Here is a 20,616-nt window from a genome sequence, read left to right as displayed (position 1 = left end):
TTTGGATCTGTGGCGGGCTTGGGAATTGAGTACACCAACGATTCCCTGTGGGAGCGGCGGTGCGACGATTCGACTTGCTCGCGAAGGCTGAGTGTCAGTCGATGCATTTGCTGGCTGACCCACCGCCATCGTGGGCAAGCCCACTCCCACACTTGGATCTGTGCCAGGTTTGGCATCTGAATACATTCCCCCGTGGGAGCAAACTCCCTCACCACAAAGGTTAGATCCGGAACTGGCCCACCAACTGCCCCAGCCGCTGGCCAAGATCCGCCAGGCTACGGGAGGTCTGGGCGCCCAATTGGGTTTCATCGGCCACGCTGTCCACCGCCACGGCGATCTGGTGCACGCTGCGGTTGATCTCTTCGGCCACGGCGGTCTGCTCTTCGGCGGCGCTGGCGATCTGGGCGTTCATCGCGTTGATGGTGCCGATCAACTGGGCCATGGTGTCCAGCGACGCCCCGGCTTCGTTGGCCTGGGCCGAAGTGCCATCGCCGGCATCGCTGGAGCGGCGCATGGCGTCCACGGCGGCCTCGGTGCCTTTTTGCAGGCGGTCGATCATGCCCTGGATTTCCTGGGTGCTGGTCTGGGTGCGGCTGGCCAGGGCGCGCACCTCATCGGCCACCACCGCAAAACCACGCCCGGCCTCCCCGGCCCGCGCGGCTTCAATGGCGGCGTTGAGGGCCAGCAGGTTGGTCTGTTCGGCGATGGAGCGGATTACGCTCAGCACACTGACGATGGACGACACGTCCTGTTGCAGGCTGTCGAGGGACACGCCACTGCTGCGGATATCGCTCACCAGCGCGTGAATCTGCGCGATGCTGCCGTCCACCACGCGTTTGGCAGCCTGGCCTTCGGCGTCGGTCTGCTGCGCGGCAACGGCGGCGCCCTGGGCACTGCGCGCCACTTCGTGGGCAGCGGAAGACATCTGGTTGATCGCGGTGGCCACCTGGTCAGTCTCGTGGCGCTGACGCTCCATGGCCTGCTCGGAGCGCTGGGCTTGATCGGACACCTGGCTGACCAGGCCGGTGAGTTGGCCGGTCATTTCGGTGATCTGGCGCACCAGGCCGTGGATCTTGTCGACAAAGCGGTTGAACGCACCCGCCAGGTCGCCCAGTTCATCCTGGCTGGTGATGGCCAAGCGGCGGGTGAGGTCGCCTTCACCGGCGGCAATGTCGTCGAGGTTGGCTTTCATCAGGTTCAGCGGGCGCAGGATGGTATTGGCCACCAGCAGGCCCACGGCGGCGATCACCAGCAACACCACCACGGCCACACCGAGGATGCTCAGCAAAACGCCTTCCATGCGGGTCTGGACCTTGGCCTGGACCACCGCCACCTGGGCTTCGATGCCGTCCAGGTTCACCGACGTACCGATGACCATGTCCCACTTGGGCAGGTATTCGGTGTAGCCGAGCTTGGGCACCAACTCAGTCTGCCCCGGCTGGGTGGAGCTGTATTGCAGGTAGTGGGTGCCGTCCTTGCCGACCTTGACCAGGTCGCGGTTGACGTAGACGCCGTTGGGGTCGCGATTGTCCTTGAAGCTCTTGCCCACGCCGTCTGGGCTGTTGCCCTTGAACAGGCGGATGGTCTCGGAGTCGTAGCCGAAGAAGTAGCCGTCCTTGCCGTAGCTGATATTCGACAGCAGCTTGACCACTTGGGCCCGCGCGACGGTATCCCCAGGGGCTGCCGCGTCGTAAAGCGGCTTGACGGTGCTCAGGGCCACTTCCACATAACTTTGCAGGGTGGCCTTGGCATCGTTGAGCAGGCGCTGGCGGGTTTCTTCCACCTCGTTGCGCGCCTGGCCCTGAAGGATCCACACCGTGGTCAGGCTGATGACGACGGCAAACAGCAACACCGGCACGATGGCCAGGGACAGGACTTTGGCCTTCAGGCTCAGACGCATGGCTTTTCTCTCTTATTAGTGGCGACTAGAGAGATTATCGGCGGCGTAGGAAGTTTCTGTAATGAACAGCCCTACTCACCACCGTCAGAGCGTCATCGCCGCCAACCAGCCAAAGGCCAGCAACGGAATGTTGTAGTGCAGGAACGTTGGCACCACGGTGTCCCAGATATGGTGGTGCTGGCCGTCGATGTTCAGGCCGGAGGTCGGGCCGAGGGTCGAGTCCGACGCAGGCGAACCCGCGTCGCCCAACGCACCGGCGGTGCCGACGATGCATACGATAGCCACCGGGCTGAAACCCAGTTGCACGCACAACGGCACAAAGATCGCGGCCAGGATCGGTACCGTGGAAAACGACGAACCGATGCCCATGGTCACCAGCAGCCCCACCAGCAACATCAGCAACGCGCCGACACCCCGGCTATGGCCGATGAACGCGGCCGAGGCTTCCACTAACGAACGCACATCGCCTGTGGCCTTGAGCACTTCGGCAAAGCCCGACGAAGCGATCATGATGAAGCCGATCATGGCCATCATCTTCATGCCTTCGGTGAACAGGTCGTCGGTGTCGCTCCAGCGCACGATGCCCGACACCGAGAAGATCAGGAAGCCCGCCAGGGCGCCAATAATCATCGAGTCCAGCCACAACTGGATGATGAACGCCGAGGCGATCGCCAGGCCAGCCACCAGCAGGGTCAGCGGGTTGTATTGCACCGCCACTTGCTCGACCCGTTCGATTTTCTCCAGGTCGTACACGCGCTTCTTGCGGTAGCTGACAAACACCGCCACCAGCAGGCCCACCACCATGCCCAAGGCCGGCAGGCTCATGGCGTGGGTGACGTTGACCTGGCTGATGTCCACCCCACTCTTGGCCACGTTGGCCAGCAGGATCTGGTTGAGGAAGATATTGCCGAAGCCCACCGGCAGGAACATATACGGCGTGATCAGGCCAAAGGTCATCACACAGGCGATCAGGCGGCGGTCCAGTTGCAGCTTGGTCAGCACGTACAGCAGCGGCGGCACCAACAGCGGGATAAACGCGATGTGGATCGGCAGGATGTTCTGCGACGCAATCGCCACCACCCACAGCAAGCCGATCAACAGCCATTTGACGTGGCTACCGCCCGTGGCTTCCTGGCGGTCCACCAGCATCAACGCCTTGTCGGCCAGGGCATGCGCCAGGCCGGACTTGGCAATGGCCACGGCGAAAGCGCCGAGCAAGGCGTAGGACAGGGCCACGGTGGCCCCCCCGCCCAGGCCGCCATTGAAGGCGGTGAGCGTGGCGTCGATCCCCAGGCCGCCGGTGAGGCCACCCACCAGGGCGCCGACGATGATGGCGATGACCACATGCACACGGGACAGGCTGAGCACCAGCATGGTGCCGACCGCGGCAATGACTGCGTTAATCATGGTTACCTCAAGCAGAAACATACAAAACAGGCATGCCCGCGCCCCGGCGGCCATTGGGTGGCTACCGGCGTGCAGGCGTGAAGGAGGTCTTATTAGAGGGCGCGCACTTTGCAGCAGGTGGGGCTGCATGTCAAAAAACGGCGCCGCTTTTGAGTTTCAATTGAACGTTTAAATAATAAAGATCCGAAAAAAGCGGCCGATAACCTGATTCATTGTGTTTTCAGGTTAAGGATGCTCCTCGATGTCCCTCAGACAGCTGTCCATTCAATGGAAAATCACCCTGCTCGCCGGCCTTTGCCTGCTGGGGATCGTGACCTTGCTGGTGGGTCTGTCGCTGTATCGCATGGAGCAGAGTTCGCAGCAGGTCAAGGCGTCCAGCATGCAGATGCTCGATGAAGCCGCCCAGTCGCGCATCGAGGCCCAGGGCGAAGTGCAGGCGCTGGGCATCCGCCGCCAGTTCATGGACGCCTATCAGTACGGTCATGGTTTCTCGCGCCAAGTGTTGTTTTTGCGCGAACAGGCCGAGAAGCGCTTCCTCGACGCCTTCGACACCCGCGAAGACCTGACCCGCCAGGTCAAGGCCGCGTTACAGGCCAACCCGGACCTGCTGGGCCTGTCCCTGGTGTTCGAAGCCAATGCCCTGGACGGCAAGGACGAGCTGTTCGCAGACCAGGCCGAGCTGGGCAGCAACGACAAGGGCCGTTTCGCCCTGTACTGGTCGCAGCCCACCCCCGGCAAACTGGAATCGATGGCCTTGCCGGAAAGCGACATGTCCGACACCCGCGTGGGCCCCAGCGGTGAAAAGGCCAACGCCTGGTTCACCTGCCCGCGCACCACCCTCAAGCCGTGCGTGATCGAGCCGTACTTCTACACCATCAACGGGCAAAACGTGTTGATGACCAGCATCGTGTTTCCGCTGATGGTCAATGGCAAAGTCATTGCCTCGCTGTCGGTGGACATCAACCTCAACAGCCTGCAGGCCGTGAGCCAACAGGCCAGCCACAAGCTGTACGACGGCCAGACCCAGGTCAGTATCCTCAGCCCCACCGGGGTGCTGGCCGGCTATAGCGCCGATGCCAGCAAGCTGAGCCAGCGCCTGAATGAGGTTGACACTGCCAACGGCGCGCAAGTGATCAGCGCCCTGGCCAGCAGCACGCATATCCGCAGCCTGCGCACCGACCATCAACTCAAGGTGCTGGCGCCCTTCGCACCGATCCCGGATGGCAAGCCGTGGGGCGTGTTGCTGGATGTGCCGGAGCAGGTGCTGGTGGCTCCCGCCGAAGCGCTCAAGGCGCAACTGGATGCCGACAATGCCCAAGGCACCTTGCTGGAACTGGGCCTGGGCCTGATTGCGGCCGTGGTCGGTTTGATCCTGGTGTGGCTGATGGCGCGCAGCGTGACGCGGCCGATCCTTGGCGTGGCGCATATGCTCGAAGACATCGCCAGCGGCGAAGGCGACCTGACCCGCCGGCTGGCCTACGACAAACGGGATGAGCTGGGCCAACTGGCCGGCTGGTTCAACCGCTTCCTCGACAAGCTGCAACCGATCATCGCCGAGGTCAAACGCTCGGTGCAGGACGCCCGCGGCACCGCCGACCAGTCGGCCGCAATTGCCACGCAAACCAGCGCGGGCATGGAGCAGCAGTACCGCCAGGTCGATCAGGTGGCCACCGCCTCCCACGAAATGAGCGCCACCGCCCAGGACGTCGCCCGCAGCGCCGCCCAGGCCGCCCAAGCCGCCCGCGATGCCGACCAGGCTACGCGCGACGGCCTGACCGTGATCGACCGCACCACCACCAACATCGGTCACCTGGCGGCGGATATGAGCACCGCCATGGCGCAAGTGGAAGGCCTGGCTGCCAACAGTGAAAAAATCGGTTCGGTACTGGAAGTGATTCGCGGCATCGCAGAGCAAACCAACCTGCTGGCGCTCAACGCGGCGATTGAAGCTGCCCGCGCCGGTGAGGCTGGCCGTGGTTTTGCCGTGGTGGCCGACGAGGTGCGCAACCTGGCGCGGCGTACCCAGGAGTCGGTGGAAGAAACCCGCCTGGTCATCGAGCACTTGCAGAACGGCACCGAAGAGGTGGTCGGTTCGATGGGCAACAGCTATCGCCAGGCCCAGGGCAGCGTCGAACAGGTCGGAGAAGCGGTGACGGCCCTGCGCCAGATCGGCGATGCCGTCACGGTGATCAGCGACATGAACCTGCAAATAGCCAGCGCCGCCGAAGAGCAAAGCGCGGTGGCCGAGGAGATAAACAGCAACGTGGCGACGATTCGCGATGTGACCGAATCGTTGTCGGAGCAGGCCAATGAGTCGGCGCGGGTGAGCCAGGCATTGAATAGCTTGGCCAATCAGCAGCAGGGGTTGATGGATCAGTTTCGGGTGTGAGCCCCACCCTTCCTGATCCTTGAGTAGATCTCATGTGGGAGCGGGCTTGCTCGCGAATGCGGCGTATCAGTCAGTAAATTCTTATCTGACACACCGTATTCGCGAGCAAGCCCGCTCCCACATTTTCTGATCGGCGTCAGTGCCTGGGCAGTTCGATCAGCACTTTGAGGCCGCCCAATTCGCTCTCCTGCAATTGCAACACCCCGCCCCACACTTCGACGATGTCCCGCACGATCCCCAGCCCCAGGCCATGCCCCTGAATCTGCTCATCCAGGCGCGTGCCACGACTGAACACCTGGTCACGCTGGGTTGCAGGAATGCCAGGGCCGTCATCTTCTACAGCCAGCAGATAGCTGTGCGCGGTCTCACTGATACTAAGCCGCACTTCGGCATCCGCCCATTTACATGCGTTGTCCAGCAGGTTACCCAGCAGCTCTAGCAGGTCTTCCCGGTCCCAGGGCAATTGCAGGCCCGACGTGGCCTGGTAGCTCAAGTCCAGGTGTTCGCCGTGGATCATGTTCAAGGTGGCCAACAACCCCGGCAGTTCTTTTTCGCAATCGAACAACGTGCCCGGCAGGGTTTCCCCCGCCAATCGCGCGCGGTTGAGTTCACGATTGAGGCGTTGTTGCACCTGCTGCAATTGGTCGCGCAGCAGTTTGCTCAGTTCGGGTTGGTCCTTGAGCGCCTCGCTGGACGCCGCACTCAGCAGTACCGCCAACGGGGTCTTGAGGGCGTGACCAAGGTTGCCCAAGGCATTGCGTGAACGTTTGAGGCTGTCTTCGGTGTGCGCCAGCAAGTGGTTGATCTGCGCCACCAACGGCTCCAGTTCCAGCGGCACCTGGGTGTCGAGTTGGGAGCGCTGGCCCTGTTGCAGTTGGGCAATCTGTTCGCGGGCGGTTTCCAACGGGCGCAGCGCGCGGCGCACGGTGACCCGTTGCAGGATCAGCACCAGCAGCAACGCCGCCAACCCCAGTACCAGACCGATCTGGCGCATCAGGCGAAAGCTTTCCCGCACTGGCGTGTAGTCCTGGGCCACACTGATGGAGATCGATTGGCCGAAGCGTTTGTAGTCCTCACGCAGCACTAACAACTGCTGGCCTTCCGGCCCCAACTGCAAATTACCCTTGAGCCCCGCTTCGGGCAGGTGCGGCAGGTCCTGGTCCCATAGCGAGCGCGAGCGCCAATGCTTGTCGGCGAAATCAATGCGGAAATAGTGCCCGGAAAACGGCCGCTGATAGGCCGGCGACAGGCGTTTCTCATGCAGTTGCAGGCCGTCCGGCCCACGCACCAGCGCCACCAGCAGGCTCTCGCTGTCGTTGCGCAGCCCCGCCTCCAGGTAGCGCTGCAAACCCGCTTCGAACAACCACAGACTGGTTTGCGCCAGCGCTACGCCGACGATCACCATCACACTGATCAACCCCAGGCTCAGGCGCCGTTGAATCGACCTCATGCGGGGCTGGCGCCAAACCGGTAACCCTGGCCACGTCGGGTTTCGATCACACTGCGCCCCAATTTACGGCGCAGGTGGTTAACGTGCACTTCCAGCACATTGGAGTCGCGCTCGGTCTCGCCGTCATAGAGATGCTCGGCCAGGTGGCTTTTGGACAGGATTTGCTCGGGGTGCAACATGAAATAGCGCAACAGGCGAAATTCGGCGGCGGTCAGTTGGATCTCGGCGCCGTCGCGCAGCACGCACTGGCGACCCTCATCCAGATGCAGGCCAGCCGCTTGCAAGGTGGGCTGGTTGGCCTGGCCATGGGAGCGGCGCAACAGTGCCTGGATACGCAGGTGCAACTCTTCCGGGTGAAAGGGCTTGCTCAGGTAATCGTCGGCACCGGCCTTGAGCCCTTCGATACGCTCGGCCCAGGAATCGCGCGCGGTGAGTACCAATACCGGGGTGGCCAGTGCGGCGGCGCGCCACTGCGCCAACACTTCAAGCCCTGGCAGACCGGGCAGGCCAAGGTCGAGGATGATCAAATCATAGGGCTCGCTGCGGCCCTGGTAAGCGGCGTCGCGGCCATCGGCCAGCCAGTCGACGGCATAGCCTTGGCGCTGCAGGCCGGCCAATAGTTCATCGGCCAGAGGCACGTTGTCTTCCACCAGAAGCAGGCGCATCAGTCTTCCTCGTCTTTGATCAGCACACCGGTGGCCGCGTCCAACTTGATCTCGCGCACCACCCCTTCGGTGGTCACCAGTTCCACTTCATAGGCATATTGGCCGTGTTTTTTTTCCAGCTCAGCTTCCAGCAGCCGAGAGCCGGGGTAGCGGGCCATGGCCTGCTGCAGCAGTTGCTCCAGCGGCAGGATCACACCTTGCTGACGCAAGGCCAAGGCTTCGTCCTGGTCAAGGTCGCGCGCCGTCAGGCTTGAGCAAAAAACCAGCAGCACCAGCCCACTGGCACGTAGATATACCGTCATTAGGTTTCCTGATGATTCTTGAGAACATGCCCGGTCAGCGCGTCCAATTCAACGTCCCATTCGATGCCGTGGGCGTCTTCGAGCTCGACTTCATAGACGTACTTTCCGTATTCCTCGTCCAGGTCGGTGTCCAGCAACCTTGAGCCGGGATGCAGGGCCAAGGCTGCAGCTTCCAATTGGTCAAACGCGACAATAGTAACAGTGGCGGGCACTTTCAGTGGTTTGCCGGGGTCAACGGCCCCGGCCTGGTTCGCCGAAAAAGCGATGATAGCGGCGGCAACCAGAACTGTAAGGCGCTTCATGGCGGGTCTCCGTACACGTTGGTTTTCCTACGCCGGCCACGCTACCCGTTGCAACTTAACTGAAACTGAATTGCCACCATGGCAATTTCTTACGCCCAACGCCCGATGACTTTTCCTATAATCCCCCGCTCGCTGCACAAGAGGCCGGTATGACCGCCATCCACATCAAGTTTTCCGCCCTGACACTAAAAGCCGGTAAACGCGCTTTCACCCGCATCCGTGAGCAAGGCCTGCAACCGGCTGACGTCGGCATCCTCCCTGGCGCGGCCGGTGGCCCCAAGGCGCTGGGTATCCAGGGCCTGGACCTGGCGCTGTTCGGCGACTGGCTGCCCCGGGCCCCACGGGAGCGGGCGCTGATCGGCGCGTCCATCGGCTCCTGGCGCTTTGCCAGCGCTTGCCTGCCCGACCCGGTGCAAGGCCTGCTGGACCTGGGTCGCCTGTACAACGAACAACGTTTCGCCAAGGGCGTGACCATGGCCGAGGTCAGCCGCAGTTGCCAGCGCATGCTCGATGACCTGCTGGCCGGGCGCGATGCACGGGTGCTGGACAACCCCGATTACCGCCTGAACATCATGGTGGTCAAGAGCCACGGCCTGCTCGCCGACGACCACCGCGGGCGGCTTGGGCTGGGCTTGTCGTCAGTGATCGCCGACAACCTGCGGGGCCGCGCACGGCTATCGCGACACTTCGAACGGCTGATCATCCACGACCCGCGCCAAGCGCCGCCGGTGCACCCGCTGAAGGATTTCCCTTCGCGTTACCTTGACCTGGAACTGGGCAACCTGCGCCAGGCCCTCCTGGCCTCGGGCTCGATCCCCATGGTGATGCAAGGTGTACGCGACCTGCCAGGTGCCGGCGCCGGTACTTATCGCGACGGCGGCCTGTTGGACTATCACCTCGACCTGCCCTACCACGGCGATGACATTGTGCTGTACCCGCACTTCACCGACCGGGTCATCCCCGGCTGGTTCGACAAAGGCCTGCCCTGGCGACGCAGCAACCAGCAGGGCTTGCAGGATGTGCTGCTGCTGGCTCCGTCCAGGGACTACCTGGCCCGCCTGCCCCATGGCAAATTGCCGGACCGCAGTGACTTCAAGCGCTTCATGGGCGACGACCCAAGCCGCAACAAGTACTGGCAGACCGCAATGAGCGAGAGCCGGCGGCTGGGGGATGAGTTCCTGGAACTGGCCGATAACGGTGGGCTGGGCCAGCGCTTGCAGGCCCTTTGATCCAGCGGCATGCGCGGCGGCGGGCCAAGCTGTTAAACTCGCCGCCTGCCAGATATTGAACGAGCTGAGAACACTGTGGAAATCTTCAAAGAGTTTACCTTCGAATCCGCCCACCGCCTGCCCCACGTACCGGATGGCCACAAGTGCGGGCGCCTGCACGGGCATTCATTCAAGGTGGCGATCCACCTCAGCGGCGACCTGGATCCCCATACTGGCTGGATTCGGGACTTCTCGGAGATCAAGGCGATTTTCAAGCCGCTCTATGAACGCCTCGACCACAACTACCTCAACGACATTCCCGGCCTGGAAAACCCGACCAGCGAAGTGCTGGCCAAGTGGATCTGGAATGAGTTGAAGCCGTTGTTGCCTGAACTCAGCGCGATTCGCATCCATGAGACCTGCACCAGCGGCTGCATCTATCGCGGTGAGTAAACCTGTGGGGGGCTCGATGGAAAACACTTGGCTGGCCCAGGCCAAGCGTCTGCAAGCCCTGGCCTCCACGGGGCTGCATTTTTGCACCGACGCTTTCGAGCGCGAGCGCCTTGAGGAAATCGCCGAGATCGCCCACAGCATGCTGGCCCAACTGGGCAATGTGCCTTTGGCGCGTATCACCGGGCTGGTCACCGACTTTGCCCAGCGCTATTCGACGCCGATGATCGATGTGCGCGGCGCGGTGATCGAGGGCGACCGGATCCTGCTGGTACGCGAGTTGACCGATGGCTGCTGGGCGCTGCCGGGTGGGTATGCCGACATCGGGTTGTCGGCCGCCGAAAACATCGTCAAGGAGATCCGCGAGGAGGCCGGGCTGACGGTGACCGCGCGGGCGCTGTACAGCGTGACGCACAAGGCCAAGGGGTTGTATCGCCCGGACGTGCGCGACTTCTACAAGTTGTATTTCCTGTGCGACCCGGTGGACCAACAGGCGCCAATGGCGGGGTTCGAGACCACCGACGTGGGGTTTTTCCGCCTGGATGAGCTGCCGCCCCTGTCCCGTGGGCGCACGATCGAAACTGATCTGCAAGCCGCCTTTGCCTTCCATCGCGGCGAAACCACGCACACGCTGTTCGACTGATCCAATTTGTATCACTGATGCACCGCTTTCGTGCCTGATTGGGCACTGCGTACACCTCTTCCTGCGTTCCTTCCCGGTTTGGCTATAAATACTGTGCACGGTGCACACTGGCGACCGTGCGCCCGTCACTGCCGCTGATTTGGCACGGGCGGTGCAATAGGCCTGCGTCACTCATTCAGGGAGCAAGGCACATGACGCAGCAAGAACCGGGCAACGATTACCCCCTCAGCGAAGTCCCCATGCATGCGCGCAAAGGCCTGGCGTCTACCGCCATGGTGTTGCTGGGCTTTACCTTTTTTACCGCGACCATGTTTGCCGGCGGCAAGCTGGGGGTGGCCTTCAGTTTTACCGAGATGCTGGGCGTGGTGGCCCTGGGTAACCTGCTGTTGGGTATCTACGCCGCAGGCCTGGGTTACATCGCCTTCAAAAGCGGCCTGAACTCAGTGCTGATGGGGCGTTTCTGTTTTGGCGAAGTGGGCAGCAAGCTCAGCGACCTTATCCTCGGGTTCACCCAGATCGGCTGGTACGCCTGGGGCACTGCCACCGCCGCCGTGGTACTCGGCAAGTATTTCGAACTGGGCCAGGGCAGCGTGCTGGCATTGATGGTGCTGTTTGGTCTGGTGTTCTGCGCCACAGCCTACATTGGGTATCGCGGCTTGGAGATCCTGTCCTACATCGCAGTGCCGGCCATGGGCATTCTGTTGTTTCTATCGATGTGGGTGGCCACGGTGAAGGTTGGCGGGCTGGACGGGCTGTTGGCGGTAGTGCCCACCGGCGAGCTGGACTTGTCCACGGCGATTACCCTGGTGTTCGGCACCTTTGTCAGCGGCGCGACCCAGGCCACCAACTGGACGCGGTTTTCGCGCTCGGCCAAGGTGGCGGTACTGGCCAGCCTGATCGGCTTTTTCATCGGCAACGGGCTGATGGTGCTGATCGGCGCGTATGGCGCCATCGTCTACCAGCAACCGGACGTGGTGGAAGTGTTGCTGCTGCAAGGCTTCGCCATGGCGGCGATGGCCATGTTGTTGCTGAACATCTGGAGCACCCAGGACAACACCATCTATAACTTCGCCGTGGCGGGTTGCAACCTGCTGCGCACCAAACGTCGCAAGACCGTGACCCTGGCCGGTGCGGTAATCGGCACCCTGCTGGCGCTGCTGGGCATGTACGACATGCTGGTGCCGTACCTGATTTTGCTGGGCACCGTGATTCCACCGATTGGCGGGGTGATCATGGCGGACTTCTTCTACCGCTATCGCGGCCACTACCCACGCCTGGCGGATGCGCGCCTGCCCGCGTTCAATTGGCCGGGGCTGGCGGCGTATGCCGTGGGTACGGTGCTGGCATTCAACTCGCCGTGGGTCGCGCCGTTGGTGGGCATTGCAGCCGCATCGCTGACCTATATCGCCCTCACCGCCGTGTTACGCGTACCGATGGCAGACGCCCGGGCATGAGCCTGACCGTTGCCGATGTGCTGGCCCTGCCAGGCCTGGAGTCCATGCACCTGCGCGCCGGCGCAGGCGGGCTGGACAACACCGTGCGCTGGCCTTATGTGGCGGAAAACAGCGGAGTGGCCGAGTGGGTGCTGGGGGGCGAGTTGGTGTTCGTCACCGGGATCAACCACCCACGGGACGAGGCCAATTTGCTGCAACTGCTGGAGGAGGCCTGTCAGCGCCAGGTGGCCGGGCTGGTGATCCTCACGGGCGCGGCGTACATCCAGGCGATTCCCCATCCTTTACTGGAAGCTGCCGAAGCGGCCGGGATGCCACTGATCGAACAGCCCTACTCGCTGAAGATGGTGCTGGTGACCCAGGCCATCGGGTCGGCGCTGATTCAGTCCGAACAACTGGGCCGTTCGCGCCACGATGTGTTGGAGCGCTTGTTGACCGGGGACTATCAGTCCCTGGATTTGCTGCTGCAACGGGCCGTGCAACTGGGGATGTCGCTGGCAGGTCATTGGCAGGTGGTGCAGTTGCAACTGGAAGGCAGCGAGTCGCTGTTTGCCCAGGGCGACGCAGCGTTTGCAGAGGCCCAGCTGGCCCGACAACATGACAGCATCACGCGGCGGTTGCGCCAACTCTCGGCGCAGCTGCCGGTGCTGGGGCGAGCCGGGCAATGGACCGTGCTGCTGCCCACCTCGGATGCCGTGGCGGCCTTGGCCAATCGCCAGCAATTGGCCAACTGGCTCAACCCCTTGAACCTGCGCCTGGCGCCGCTCAAGTTGTTTATCGGCCTGAGCGCTGCCGCCCACCCGCCTGCGCGCCTGGCCCAGGCGCAGGATGAAGCCCGCCAGGCATTGGCCGCTGCGCGACGCTTCAGCGAGCGCGCCGGGCTGTGCGTGTATGACGAACTGGGGGTGCTCAAGTTGCTCAGCGGCGTGCGTGACCGCGCCCTGCTCGACCAATTCCTCAATGAACGCCTGGGCCCGTTGCTACGGCATGACGCCCACCACGGCCCAAGCCTGATGCCGACCCTGGAAGCCTGGTTCCATGAGAATGGTAACCTTGTGGCCGCCGCCCAGAGGCTGGCGGTACACCGCAATACCCTGACGCACCGCGTCCAGCGTATCGAAGCCCTGTGCGGGCTGACGCTGGATAATGCTTATGACCGCCTGGACATCGGTGTCGCCCTGATGATCTGGCGGCTGTCTGCCTGATTGTTTTTAGCCAAGAGGAACTTGCCCATGCACATCATCAACGCCCGCCTGCGCAACCGTGAAGGCCTGCATGATCTGCACCTGGAACACGGCCGGATCGCCAGTATCACGGCACAAACGGCAGCGCCTGTATTGGCCACCGGCGACCTGGACGCTGCCGGCAACCTGGTCATCCCGCCCTTCGTCGAACCCCATATCCACCTGGATGCAACCCTCACGGCCGGCGAACCCCGCTGGAACATGAGCGGTACCCTGTTCGAAGGCATCGAGTGCTGGGGCGAACGCAAGGCCACCATCACCCATGCAGACACCAAGACCCGCGCCAAAAAAACCATTCAGGCCCTGGCCGCCCACGGCATCCAGCATGTACGCACCCACGTCGACGTCACCGACCCGGACCTCACGGCGCTCAAGGCCATGCTGGAGGTGCGCCAGGACAGCGCGCACCTGATCGACCTGCAAATCGTCGCGTTCCCCCAGGAAGGCATCGAGTCGTACCGCAACGGTCGCGAACTGATGGAAGAAGCCATCCGCCTGGGCGCCGACGTAATCGGCGGCATCCCCCACTTTGAGTACACCCGCGACCAGGGCGTGAGTTCAGTGAAGTTCCTGATGGACCTGGCCGAGCGCACCGGCTGCCTGGTGGACGTGCACTGCGACGAAACCGACGACCCGCACTCGCGCTTCCTCGAAGTGCTGGCCGAAGAAGCCCGCAGCCGCGACATGGGCGCCCGGGTCACCGCCAGCCACACCACGGCCATGGGCTCCTACGACAACGCTTACTGCGCCAAGCTGTTTCGTCTGCTGGGGCACTCCGGTATCAGCTTCGTCTCCTGCCCCACCGAAAGCATCCACCTGCAAGGTCGCTTCGACAGTTTCCCTAAACGACGTGGCGTCACCCGCGTCAACGAACTGCTGGAGGCCGGCATGAACGTGTGTTTCGGCCAGGACTCCATCGTCGATCCCTGGTACCCCTTGGGCAACGGCAACATCCTGCGGGTACTGGAAGCCGGCCTGCACATCTGCCACATGCTCGGTTACCGCAACCTGCAAAGCGCCCTCGACCTGGTCACCGACAACAGCGCCAAGGCCATGGCCCTGGGCGAGCGCTACGGCCTGGAACCCGGACGCCCGGCCAACCTGCTGATCCTCTCGGCCGACAGCGACTACGAGGTCATCCGCAGCCAGGGCCTGCCGCTGTACTCGATCCGCAACGGCAAGGTGTTGATGAAGCGCCAGCCGGCGCAAGTCGAGTTTGTCTAGACGATCGAATCGATATCCAGCGAATGCGCCCTCCCCCGTTCGCTGTGGGCTGAGGGCGGGAGGCTGGCAACCGGGGTCAGCTCGCGGTTTTCACGGTGGCTGAACCAGCGTTTGAGGCTGGGTTGCAAGTGGCTGGCGTGGGCATGACTGCCATACACATCACGCGCTTGCAGACGGCGCCAGCGCAGGGTTTCGAGGCGCTCGCGACTGCTGTGCAGACGGTCGATTTCGGCGTTCAGCGGCTCATGGTGCTCATACCCCCGCTCATTGCTGGGGGAACGGCGGGCGAGTTCCAAGCGCTTTTCCCGCAATTGCTGGCGCATGCTCGCCAGGGCATGGTCCAGCAGCTCAAACTCCCTGGGGGCCACCAAGGGGCTGCTGTTTTCCAGGGATTGTTGCCAGCGACGCAAGGTTGCCCAGGCCGCAGGAATGTAGCTGGCGGTCATGAAGTGTTGGTTGGCCTGGAATAGCTGCCTCAGCAGGTTGTCACGTTCTGGCATGTCGCCGTGCAGTTGCAGCGCACGATTACAGCCAGCTTCCTGGATGGACTCACAACCGGGTTTCCACAACACCGAAGACTGCGTGCCATCCGGGAGCATGAGCGGCATGAAATGCTGTTGTTCGCCATGGTGTTGGTAAGGGTTGCCACCGAAGCGCACCAGCCCGGTAGCGAACAACAGGCCACCTGGCGCAGGAGCGCTGAACAGCGTGACGGCGCCGGGAACCCAGAGTTTGGCGGTGGTGTTCATCCACGGGGCTGGAACGCTGGGAACGGGGTCGTTGTGGTTGACGATGCGGTGGTGCACCAGGGTTGCGGCACCGGCGGTGAACTCGGCGTCGGCGGCGCGGGGGGCGCCGTAGGTGTAGAGGAGGATGTGGTATTTACGGTCGGGAGTACGGCGTAAACCTTCTGCCAGAAGCAGCGCTATTGCACCGCCCAGGCTGTGGCCACAAATGACAATCCGTTGGCCTGCGTAAAACTGGTCGAGGTATCGCAGCACAAAATCTCGCATCGCCCTGTAGGCCTGATAAAAACCCTCATGCGCCTTGCCGACACCTTCAGCGAAGGCCACCTGATGGGCATTTGCATCCCGCACCCCATCGGCAGGGCTCGCGGTACCTCGCACAGCAATGAGGATGACGTCCTCGTGATGAGTGATGAATGCCTGGGTGTCGGTACCCAACTCCGCATCGTCGAAAAAATGCACACTCGCGGGGTGCTCCTGGTTCTCTCCCAGCTCTGGTTTGTTTTGCGAATACAACTCGGGGTCGAAGGGTAAAATTTCGAAGCGTTGGGAATAGGAAACTTCTTCGTAGAGAGGATAGAAACGCTGCGCCTGCTCTGGATCAACTCGCCAGGCTTCTTGATAGCCCGAAAGTTTTTGAGCAAATAGATGACCGACACTGGGATCGAAAGGAAAACGAACGTCGTCCGTAGGTCTTTTCGGTGGTTCTTGCCCGAAGTCGCAATAGCTCAAGGTGGACATCAATGCCAGCTGATAGAGGTTCAAGGCGCAGAAGCTGTCTTCAGTGGAAAGCATCGGTCGAAACGCCCGCAGTGGCCGAACCTCAAGCGCGCTGTGCTGGTTGGGAAACAGCACCACACCTGACAAGGTTGATTGGGGCGGGCCGAATCCCAGCTCGGCCATCATTTTCAGGGCGTGTCGCTTTGGGGGATGGGTTCGTTGCGCAAATGGAGGTAGGTGCGCGGTATGACGGACCAGGTCTCGGACTTCAACCTGATAAAAGCGATTGGCTTTCTGTTTGGCCGGATTATTGTCAACGCGCTGACCATCTGTTTCAGCAAACCGGGTGTTTTCAGCACGAACCTGGAGCTCGGTAATAGGCAGTTTGTACGTTTGGCGCATAACAAGCCGCCTATACAGTTGCTCGGTTCCTGAATACACCTCGTCAAAGACCAGCGCTACTGGGCCGCAGTAGATGTTCTGAATCACGGCACATCCGTTTTTATCCAATCTACCTTTGTACTGCTGCCCGGCACTGTCATGGACGGTATAGGGTAATCCACCGTAGGCGGCTCCAACACCGAACTCATCGACCAGACAGAAACTCACCCAATCGCCTCGCAACGCGCATGCGGGCTTACTTCCACTGAAAAAAGGTTGCTTGCGTGCATCCAACTTCATGAAATTGCTCCTTGTCATTCACACGTTGGATAGACGTCACAGATACGGCCATCCGGCATTTTTATGGGTTTGAAGTCGGTGGTGTTGCCGTAACAAAACGCGTCCATATCTTCGAAGCTTTTACCTTTACAACGCTTCCACCCACCCGGAACGGGCACCCAGTTATCGTCGAAATAGGGCTCCTCCTCACCCGTCAGCACCAACACCATCCTGAGTTTTTTTCCCGCCAACTGATCACGCTGCGCCACACCTCCTGCAAGCCTTTGCTGTCCCGTTGCGTCCAATGATCGACACTGCAGAATCTTGACGATCGCATGCAGAGGCCCCACGGTTCGGAATAACCAACGGCAACGCCCAGTCAACACCTGAACACCCGACTCGGGCATGCCGGGCCCGGAATCCCAAAGGTCTCGAATACCGATAACGGCTCGATCTCCACCCACATCCGTGTCCCGCACTCCCCATTTCCCACGCACATCAAAATCCACACTGCGCAATACCGTGGGGCAACCGTCGATGACTTGCGACAGCGGCAAGTCAAAGCTCACTCGCTCGGCTTCAGGCTTGTATTGAGTGATCAACATCTTGCGCTCCGGCCTCCTGCCTCGACGTGACGGCAAGGTGCACGTTTCCCCGGTTGCCGGGCTGTAATTGGCACCGGCCACAAACCGAAATTCTGCCGGCAAGTCCACCTCCAACGTAACGCTATCAACCGGCTTGCCCGCGCACCCCGTAAGCCCCAGCATCACCCACGCAATCAACACGCCGAACCTTGGCCTATTCATCCTGCCCCCTCGTCATTTCCCATTGCGCCACCACCCGTTCAAAGTGTGCCCCCGGCGCTTCCCCAGCCATGGGCTGCCACTGGATAACACTGCTGCAGGTGGCCTCTTCCAACCGGCGCACCACCAGAAACTCCAACTGCTCCGCTCCCCGCCATTGCCAGGCACGGGCCTGTTCCAGTACCTGGTTGAGCCAGACCCTCGGGTCCTGAAACTCCGCCAATGCCGCCAGGTGTTCGCTGTGCTCGGCCAGCAGGTAGCGCAGGATATTGGCGTGCAGGATGGCGCCCGCATTGGGGTTGGGCGTGGCAAGCCAAGGGGCGGGATCGGGCACGGCGTACTCGCCTGGGACGCAGTTGTCGCCGCTGTGCCAATAGCCCTCGTACCAGTAACAAACGCTGATCAACGGACCGAGAAATGCCGGCCAGTGGTTCGGGGGCAGATACGCCAGGGCCCGTGCAAAAGTGCGGTTGTCATGGAAGCGATACAGCGCCTGCTCGCCTATCGGCCCCACCCACAATCGGTCGCGCCAGTGTCGAGTCATGGCCTCCAGATCGTCGTTTGGCAAACTGCCCAACCACCCCCAGTTTGTCTCGGGCGCTTGCAGGAGATTGAGCAGTGCGGGCTCATTCAACCGGTCCAGCAGTAAAAGTACCGGACCTGACATCGCCAACTCCGCTGCGGGGGTCTGGGCATAGAGGCTGCGGTAATGCGCTAAACCACGTGCCGCCAGCATCGGCTCACGTTCTGGGCTGTTACCCTCAAGGATCAAGCACAGCCGGTACCCCGCCTGGTGCTGTCGGGCCATCCATTGGCCTGGCATGTCGTGCATCAGGCCGCCCTCCCCGGCAGATCACAGACGCCTTCGCGGCAGCGTTCACACACCGGACAGAAGTCTGCGTCGAGTTGCCTGGCCATGAGCAGAGTGGCGCCTTGCACAACCGCGATTTTCGGCACATCGGCCATCGCCGATCGAGCCACGGGCGGCGCCCCGCCCAGGGTGATGGGCCGACTGCTGAAGATGCCGCCGGCCTGGATCAACAGATGCTCGCCACCGGCCTTGAGGCTCAACTGCGCCCCGGCCTCGATCACCAGGCTGGCACCGGCCTTGAGGTGAAGCTGCTGACCGGCCTCGATGACCAGCGTCTGGCCGACCTGAGTCCGGCTATCGCCTTGCACCTCCAGATGGTCACTCGCCTTGAGCACGACCTTGCGATCACCCGCAACCTGGCGATGTTCCTCGTTTTCCAGGCACACCGTGCTCAAACCCTGGATGACTTCACGTCGCTGCCCCGCCACCTCCAGCCGACTGTCGCGCCCCACGTAGTGCTCCAGGTCCCGCTGTGCGCGCAGGTAGATGAGTTCTTCACCACGGCGGTCTTCCAGGTGCAGCTCGTTGCAGCCTGCGCCGCCCGGCGAACTGCGACTGCGCAGCACGCTACGGGTCTTGTGTTGCGGCAACGAATAGGCCGGCCTGTGCAGTGCATTGGGCAAGCATCCGTTGATCAATGGCTGGTCCGGGTCCCCTTCCAAAAAGGTCACCAGTACCTCCATGCCGACACGGGGGATCATCGAGACGCCATAGCCATCACCGGCCCACCCGGACGCTACCCGCACCCAGCAACTGCTTTTCTCATCGGTCTTGTCGAGACGGTCCCAATGAAAACGCACGTTCACCCGACCGTACTCGTCGCAGTGCACTTCTTCCCCGACAGGCCCGGTCACCGTCGCCGTCTGGCTGCCAAGGAGGGTTGGTTTGGGATGCTTGATAGGAGGCCGGTGCACCGCTTGCCAGGGGGTTGCGGTAAATCGGTTGCGGTAGCCCTGGAATGCATCAGCCGCAGGCGCAACCTCCTCCAGCACCTGCGGTTGATACCCCTCGTGACGTACCGAGGTAATGAGCCACACGTCGTTGCACAAAGGGTCGGGGTGATCGCTCAATTCAAGGAAGTGCCCGCTGCGCAGGACAGGCTGGTTGCTCTTGCCCAACGCCCGGAAACGGTCGCGTTGATGGCGCTCCAGGCTCCGGCGCGCCAATTGCCGGCCACGGCCATGGCCGGTAAAGCCTGCCGGGTAGTGATAGTCCTCAAGGAGATGTACCGCGTCAGCACTGGCCGTGTCCTGCAGCCGCAACGAAGGGTGTTTGAAGTCGTGATCACGGCGCACGGTTTGCTGGCTGCGAGTGCCCAGGCGCACATCAAAGCGCTGGATAACCCGCCCTTCGGCTTGAGGCCCGCCAGCAGCGCAATACCGTTGCGCCGGCAAGCGGCCAAACACTGTCTGGTCATCACCAAACACCAACAGATGGGCGTCCGGGCTGTGGCGAAAATGGAAGTGAATGCCCTCCTCTTCGCACAGTCGCTGGATGAAATGCAGGTCGCTCTCCGCGTATTGCACGCAAAAGGCGCGCGGTGGATACACCACCGGGCCCAACTCGAACACATAGGCATCGGCCAGGATGCCGTGGTGCTCAAGGACTTGCGCGATGATCTGCGGCACGCTGCGCTGCTGGAAAATTCGCTGGTCACGGCGGTAGGCCAGCCAGGCCAGACGTGGTGCCAGGGTCAGGTGATAGCGGGTCAGGCGCCGACCAGGCTCATCCCGCCCCACGGCATACACCTGCCCATGCAAACCTGGGTGTTCCTCACCCAAATCCAGATAGGCGGGCTGCTGGAGCAATGCCTCCAGATCCAGGGATGGGTCTTCACTGACCCATTGCACTTGAATAAAAAACGCTTGGTCGAGGGCTTCGCTGCCTTTGAACGCCAACACCTGAAAGTCATTATTGATACTTGGAAGAATCAATTTGAAACGTGACAAGACAAACGCGTTATCCATCCGTTGATACCCGCCCTTCAATGACCGCACCGAAATACTTATTCCCGTTGTCGCGCCGGAAAACGGCCGGGAAAAAGCGCCTGAACGCCGCAAAGCTTAGCGATTCCAGGGAAAAATCGGCCTTCAAAAAATAAAAAAGAAGTTTCGTACGATCAAGTTGGAAGAGTCTTTTACAAAATAATAAGGCGCATCGAATTGCCACTTCTTAATCAAA

General features: G+C 61.9%; 17 protein-coding genes and 1 pseudogene. 7 read left to right on the top strand and 11 right to left on the bottom strand.

All coding sequences use genetic code 11. The features are described from left to right. Positions 1 to 220: 220 nt before the first annotated feature. From DYL59_RS32150 to DYL59_RS22245, 3 genes and pseudogenes are all read right to left on the bottom strand, one after another. On the bottom strand, positions 221 to 976 hold the full coding sequence (locus tag DYL59_RS32150) for a methyl-accepting chemotaxis protein (RefSeq protein WP_420359299.1): 756 nt from the start codon (positions 974 to 976) through the stop codon (positions 221 to 223). A gap of 102 nt (positions 977 to 1,078) precedes the next feature. After that, positions 1,079 to 1,900 (bottom strand): annotated as a pseudogene (locus tag DYL59_RS32145) (cache domain-containing protein); the annotation flags it as partial. 84 nt (positions 1,901 to 1,984) lie between these two features. Further along, positions 1,985 to 3,304: a Na+/H+ antiporter family protein gene (locus DYL59_RS22245; protein WP_167496707.1), complete on the bottom strand. Its 1,320-nt coding sequence runs from the start codon at positions 3,302 to 3,304 to the stop codon at positions 1,985 to 1,987. A gap of 244 nt (positions 3,305 to 3,548) precedes the next feature. Between DYL59_RS22245 and DYL59_RS32235 the strand changes: the two genes are divergently transcribed. After that, a complete protein-coding gene (locus tag DYL59_RS32235; RefSeq protein ID WP_135291108.1) occupies positions 3,549 to 5,696 on the top strand; it encodes a methyl-accepting chemotaxis protein in 2,148 nt (715 codons plus the stop codon). 136 nt (positions 5,697 to 5,832) lie between these two features. Here DYL59_RS32235 and DYL59_RS22235 read toward each other — a convergent pair whose 3' ends face one another. From DYL59_RS22235 to DYL59_RS22220, 4 genes are read right to left on the bottom strand one after another with little or no spacing between them, the layout of a single operon-like run. Beyond that, positions 5,833 to 7,146, bottom strand: coding sequence for a sensor histidine kinase (locus tag DYL59_RS22235; protein WP_135291107.1), 1,314 nt, complete (start codon positions 7,144 to 7,146; stop codon positions 5,833 to 5,835). Beyond that, complete coding sequence (locus DYL59_RS22230) at positions 7,143 to 7,811, bottom strand: response regulator transcription factor (protein WP_016980045.1); 669 nt, start codon at positions 7,809 to 7,811, stop codon at positions 7,143 to 7,145. Before DYL59_RS22230 ends, DYL59_RS22235 begins: the two co-directional genes overlap by 4 nt. Continuing rightward, entirely contained in the window at positions 7,811 to 8,113 is a 303-nt protein-coding gene (locus tag DYL59_RS22225) for a PepSY domain-containing protein (protein WP_135291106.1), read from the bottom strand. Before DYL59_RS22225 ends, DYL59_RS22230 begins: the two co-directional genes overlap by 1 nt. Continuing rightward, the gene (locus tag DYL59_RS22220; RefSeq protein WP_135291105.1) at positions 8,113 to 8,415 is read right to left on the bottom strand and encodes a PepSY domain-containing protein; all 303 of its coding nucleotides are present in this window, start codon (positions 8,413 to 8,415) and stop codon (positions 8,113 to 8,115) included. Before DYL59_RS22220 ends, DYL59_RS22225 begins: the two co-directional genes overlap by 1 nt. Before the next feature lie 149 nt (positions 8,416 to 8,564). Here DYL59_RS22220 and DYL59_RS22215 point away from each other — a divergent pair, with 149 nt between their 5' ends. The 6 genes from DYL59_RS22215 (at position 8,565) to codA (ending at position 14,635) form a co-directional block, all read left to right on the top strand. Continuing rightward, positions 8,565 to 9,644, top strand: coding sequence for a patatin-like phospholipase domain-containing protein (locus DYL59_RS22215; protein ID WP_135291104.1), 1,080 nt, complete (start codon positions 8,565 to 8,567; stop codon positions 9,642 to 9,644). 75 nt (positions 9,645 to 9,719) lie between these two features. Next, positions 9,720 to 10,076, top strand: coding sequence for a 6-carboxytetrahydropterin synthase QueD (gene queD, locus DYL59_RS22210; RefSeq protein WP_003173033.1), 357 nt, complete (start codon positions 9,720 to 9,722; stop codon positions 10,074 to 10,076). Positions 10,077 to 10,092: 16 nt separating this feature from the next. Beyond that, entirely contained in the window at positions 10,093 to 10,716 is a 624-nt protein-coding gene (locus DYL59_RS22205; protein ID WP_135291103.1) for an NUDIX hydrolase, read from the top strand. A gap of 191 nt (positions 10,717 to 10,907) precedes the next feature. Continuing rightward, entirely contained in the window at positions 10,908 to 12,170 is a 1,263-nt protein-coding gene (gene codB / locus DYL59_RS22200) for a cytosine permease (protein WP_135291102.1), read from the top strand. After that, entirely contained in the window at positions 12,167 to 13,372 is a 1,206-nt protein-coding gene (locus DYL59_RS22195; protein WP_135291101.1) for a PucR family transcriptional regulator, read from the top strand. The genes codB and DYL59_RS22195 overlap by 4 nt, the downstream gene beginning before the upstream one ends. A 27-nt stretch (positions 13,373 to 13,399) precedes the next feature. After that, positions 13,400 to 14,635: a cytosine deaminase gene (codA, locus tag DYL59_RS22190; RefSeq protein ID WP_135291100.1), complete on the top strand. Its 1,236-nt coding sequence runs from the start codon at positions 13,400 to 13,402 to the stop codon at positions 14,633 to 14,635. Here codA and DYL59_RS22185 read toward each other — a convergent pair. The 4 genes from DYL59_RS22185 to tssI are packed head-to-tail and all read right to left on the bottom strand — an operon-like array spanning position 14,632 to position 20,402. Continuing rightward, positions 14,632 to 16,782, bottom strand: a complete 2,151-nt coding sequence (locus DYL59_RS22185) for a lipase family protein (protein WP_135291099.1) — start codon at positions 16,780 to 16,782, stop codon at positions 14,632 to 14,634. The genes codA and DYL59_RS22185 overlap by 4 nt on opposite strands. 14 nt (positions 16,783 to 16,796) lie before the next feature. Then, positions 16,797 to 17,567, bottom strand: a complete 771-nt coding sequence (locus DYL59_RS22180; protein WP_135291098.1) for a hypothetical protein — start codon at positions 17,565 to 17,567, stop codon at positions 16,797 to 16,799. Further along, the gene (locus DYL59_RS22175) at positions 17,560 to 18,396 is read right to left on the bottom strand and encodes a DUF4123 domain-containing protein (protein ID WP_135291097.1); all 837 of its coding nucleotides are present in this window, start codon (positions 18,394 to 18,396) and stop codon (positions 17,560 to 17,562) included. The genes DYL59_RS22180 and DYL59_RS22175 overlap by 8 nt, the downstream gene beginning before the upstream one ends. Further along, positions 18,396 to 20,402, bottom strand: a complete 2,007-nt coding sequence (gene tssI, locus DYL59_RS22170; protein ID WP_135291096.1) for a type VI secretion system tip protein TssI/VgrG — start codon at positions 20,400 to 20,402, stop codon at positions 18,396 to 18,398. The genes DYL59_RS22175 and tssI overlap by 1 nt, the downstream gene beginning before the upstream one ends. Positions 20,403 to 20,616 lie beyond the last annotated feature (214 nt).

Origin of the sequence: Pseudomonas kairouanensis, assembly GCF_004682055.1 — a bacterium.
GTDB lineage: Bacteria > Pseudomonadota > Gammaproteobacteria > Pseudomonadales > Pseudomonadaceae > Aquipseudomonas > Aquipseudomonas kairouanensis.
The sequence above is the reverse complement of the archived record's forward strand: the minus strand, read 5'-3'. Positions and strand labels throughout refer to the sequence as shown.